This window comes from Microvirga sp. P4_G7, assembly GCF_056401005.1.
This window is the reverse complement of record NZ_JBFUKD010000345.1, coordinates 1-3,818: the sequence shown is the minus strand read 5'-3', so window position 1 is coordinate 3,818 and position 3,818 is coordinate 1. Positions and strand designations below refer to the sequence as shown.

General features: G+C 62.2%; 6 protein-coding genes. All 6 read left to right on the top strand.

Annotation, left to right across the window (positions count from 1 at the left end; genetic code table 11):
- Positions 1 to 217, top strand: a 217-nt coding sequence (locus tag AC1DT3_RS14210; RefSeq protein ID WP_477465899.1) for a MotA/TolQ/ExbB proton channel family protein, incomplete at its 5' end; no start/stop codon positions are given.
- 12 nt (positions 218 to 229) lie between these two features.
- Positions 230 to 676 (top strand): ExbD/TolR family protein, encoded by a 447-nt coding sequence (locus AC1DT3_RS14205; RefSeq protein ID WP_477465898.1) that lies wholly within the window; start codon positions 230 to 232, stop codon positions 674 to 676.
- Between the two features lie 30 nt (positions 677 to 706).
- Positions 707 to 1,771, top strand: coding sequence for a cell envelope integrity protein TolA (gene tolA / locus AC1DT3_RS14200; protein ID WP_477465900.1), 1,065 nt, complete (start codon positions 707 to 709; stop codon positions 1,769 to 1,771).
- 35 nt (positions 1,772 to 1,806) lie between these two features.
- Positions 1,807 to 3,132 carry a Tol-Pal system beta propeller repeat protein TolB gene (tolB, locus tag AC1DT3_RS14195; RefSeq protein WP_477465897.1) on the top strand — a complete coding sequence of 442 codons (1,326 nt, stop codon included), beginning with the start codon at positions 1,807 to 1,809 and terminating at the stop codon, positions 3,130 to 3,132.
- Positions 3,133 to 3,283: 151 nt separating this feature from the next.
- Positions 3,284 to 3,484, top strand: a complete 201-nt coding sequence (locus AC1DT3_RS14190) for a hypothetical protein (RefSeq protein ID WP_477465896.1) — start codon at positions 3,284 to 3,286, stop codon at positions 3,482 to 3,484.
- A 44-nt stretch (positions 3,485 to 3,528) separates the two neighbouring features.
- Positions 3,529 to 3,747 carry a hypothetical protein gene (locus tag AC1DT3_RS14185; protein ID WP_477465895.1) on the top strand — a complete coding sequence of 73 codons (219 nt, stop codon included), beginning with the start codon at positions 3,529 to 3,531 and terminating at the stop codon, positions 3,745 to 3,747.
- The last annotated feature ends 71 nt before the right edge of the window (positions 3,748 to 3,818 follow it).

Below are 3,818 nucleotides of genomic sequence, written 5' to 3'. Positions count from 1 at the left end.
GTCCAAGAACACCAGTCTCGCAGTGGTCGCGACCGGCATCGCCGAAGCGTTGTTCGCCACAGCCATCTGTCTCTTCGCGGCCATACCCGCGTTTCTCGCCTACAACAAGCTGCAGAGCCAGGTCGGCAAGCTGCAGACGCGCCTCGAAGGCTTCGCCGACGAGTACTCCGCGATCCTCTCCCGCCAGATCGACGAGCTCATCGCGCTCGCGGCTTGACGGAGAGACGCGATGGCATCTTCAGCCGGCATGGCACAGGGCGGCGGACGGCGGCGCCGGCGATCGCGCCGCGGCGGCGCGATCAACGAAATCAACATGACGCCGTTCATCGACGTCACGCTGGTGTTGCTCATCATCTTCATGGTGGCAGCGCCGCTGATGACGGTCGGCGTTCCGCTCGATCTGCCGCAGACCAAGGCGGCTCCCTTGAACGTCGACGCGAAGCCCGTGACGCTTTCGATCAAGCAGACCGGTCAGGTGTTCATGGGTGAAGCGGAACTCGTCGACGACGCTATCGTCGGCAAGATCGCTGAAGTGGCGAAGCAAGGTTTCGACGAGCGCATCTTCGTGCGCGGCGACAAGAAGGTCGATTACGGCCGCGTCGCGCAGATCATGTCGATCGTGACGACTGCCGGCTACAAGCGCGTCGCGCTCGTGACGGAGCCGGATCAACGGTAGCGGATAGGGGCAGGACGAAAAGCCGTGGCGTTGAAGTTCAAGTTCAACACCTCAGAACCCGGTTTCTGGGTCTCGGGCGTCGCGCATGTGACGTTGCTGACGGCTGCATTGTTCACCGTGTCCGCCAGCACGTTTCCCGAAGCCCAGGAGGGCATCCCGGTCGAAGTCGTCACCGACAACATGATCTCGCAGATCACCAAGGGTGAGACCACGGCCAAAGCCGTTCAGCCCAACGCGAAGCCCCGCGTCGATCGCGTGGCGGAAAAGGTCGAGCAAAAGGATCCTGGCGAAGACAAACGCGATGCGCCTGCTCCGCCGAAGCGGCCCGAGGACATGAAGGTCGCCGAGAAGGAAGAGCCCGTCGCGAGCGCCCCGCCGCCACCACCGCCCGCAAAGCCACAAGTCGACGCCAAGGCGGAAGAACTGCGCCAACAAACCGAAAAGGCCGAGGCCGAAGCCATCGCCCAGCAGAAAGCCGCCGAGGCCAAGGCGAAGGCGGAGACCGAAGCGAAGGCCAAAGCCGAAGCGGACGCGAAAGCCAAGGCGAAATCGGAAGCGGAAGCAAAAGCCAAGGCTGATGCCGAAGCCAAGAAGGTCGCCGAGGCCAAGGCCAAGGCCGATGCAGAAGCCAAGGCGCGCAAGGAAGCGGAAGTCGCGAAGAAACTCGATGTCGGCGATCTGAAGCAGTTCCTGCAGAACAAGGAAAAGCATCAATCGGCAGGCGCGACCGGAGCTGAAGTCAACAGGACGGCGTCCCTCGGCACGGCGACGGGTTCGGCGGCGAAGCTCAGCCCGAGCTTGCGCGACGAACTCATCGGTCTCTTGCAGCAGAAAATACAGAGTTGCTACAGCGCGCCCGTCAGTGCGATGGGCGGCAACATCCAATCGCCGGTGCTCGACATCCGCCTCAACCAGGACGGCTCGCTGTCGCGCGACCCAGCCGTTCTGCGCACAGGGCAGACGGTTGCCGATCGCGCCACCGCTGACGCTGTCGTGCGCGCCGTCCGTCGCTGCGCGCCGTTCCTCGTTCCGACCAAATTCATGCCGTTCTATGCGGATTGGAGAGAGCTCAACGTCACGTTCGATCTCTCTTGAAACGTCCGATCACCTTCGACCGAGATAGTGCATCCATGATTGCTCAATTTCTGCCTCGCATCTTCGCCGCGCTCGCGCTCGTCGTGCCGCTGCTCGCGTTCGGCCCGGCACAGGCTCAGTTGAGTTTCCGCGTGGGACCCGGTGGGCAATTCCAGCCGATGCCGATTGCCGTCGCCGACTTTGCGGGCGAGGGCGATCTCGGTCAGCGCGTGTCGGGCGTGATCACCAACAACCTGCAACGTTCGGGCTATTTCGCACCGCTCGACAAGACGCGCTTTCCGGAGCGACCCTCGTTCGACGCGATGCCGCGTTTCGACGCGTGGAAGATGGCGGGAGCGCAGGCACTCGTCACCGGGCGCGTGTCGCGGGACCCGTCGGGGCGCCTCAAGGCGGAATTCCGCCTCTGGGATGTCGAGACCGGACAGCAATTGACGGGTCAGCAATACGTCACCGATCCGAATTTCTGGCGCCGCGTCGGCCACATCATCTCCGATGCGGTCTATACGAAGATCACCGGTTTCGGCGGCTTTTTCGATACGCGCATCGTGTTCGTCGACGAATCCGGCACGAAGGAAAACCGTCGCAAGCGTCTGGCGATCATGGATCAGGACGGCGCCAATGTGCGGTTCCTGACGCAGGGCGACAATCTCGTCGTCACCCCGCGCTACTCGCCGGCCACGCAGGACATCACCTACATGTCGCAGGTCGAAGGCCAGCAGCCGCGCGTGCAGGTGATCAACCTCGAAACCGGCGCGCGCCAAGTCGTCGGCAACTTTCCGGACATGACGTCCTCGCCGCGCTTCTCGCCGGATGGACAACGCATCGTGATGAGCCTGCAGCAGGGTGGCAACGCCAACATCTTCATGATGGATCTCGGCTCTCGCTCGACGACACGAGTCACCTCGACGGCGGCGATCGACACCTCGCCTTCGTTCTCGCCGGACGGACGTGAGATCGTGTTCGAGAGCGATCGCGGCGGTCAGCAGCAGGTCTACGTGATGAATGCCGACGGTTCGAACCAGCGGCGCATCTCGTTCGGCGACGGATCGTATTCGCAGCCCGCCTGGTCTCCGCGGGGCGACTACATCGCCTTCACCAAGCGCCGTGCCGGTGGGTTCTCGATCGGCATCATGAAGCCCGACGGCTCCGGCGAGCGGATCCTCACGGAAGGCTTCCACAACGAGGGGCCGACATGGGCGCCCAACGGCCAGTACATCATGTTCTTCCGCGATCCCGGCGGACAGGCGGGCGGCAAACTCTACATGGTGGACATCACCGGTCGCGTCGAACTTCCGGTTCCGACACCGTCCTTCGCCTCGGACCCGACCTGGTCGCCGCTGCTCAGCGAAACGCGGCAATGAAAATGATGGTGCCGTATTGGCTGATCCGGCGCAGGAACGGCCTGATCTCCGAGGCGTTTGCCAGTATGGCGGGTCGAATTGGCCGTTAGCCAAGCTTATTGCATGGGTCAACCGGCGGGCATATATTGATATGGCCAAGGAAACGAGCACGATGCGCGTTCAGATTGAATACGGGAAGGATGCTTCCGGTCTCCATACGGCGACGACGCCGCAGTACCGCGGCCTCTTGGCGCGTGGACAATCGAATGCTGATGCCGCGCGCAAATTGATGGGCCTGATCGAGCTCGTCGAAAAGAGCCATGGCCGAGAGGACACCGCCCCGAAGGAAGTCGTCTACGCTCACGTTGCGTAAGCCGCTTTGATTGGCCCCTGTGATTGCCTGCGTAAAATATAGGGATGTCGAAGAAATCCTCCGAAAGGAGGGTTTTTCTGTATCTTGGTCTGTTCGAAGACCACGTCGTCTTCGAGTACCGCAACCGCTCGGGCGATAAGCCCCGGTATTGCACCATTCACAGACCCAATCCGATGGACACCATCGCCGAGCTATCCGTCCTGAAATCCTTCGAAGAGGCTCAAATCGATATCCCGCATTGGGATGTGGTGTGGAGCGACTGAGCGGTCGGCCGCAATCTGTTCGGGATGTCTCGTGCTTCGAGACGCTTCGCTCGACAGATGAAGGACCGTTG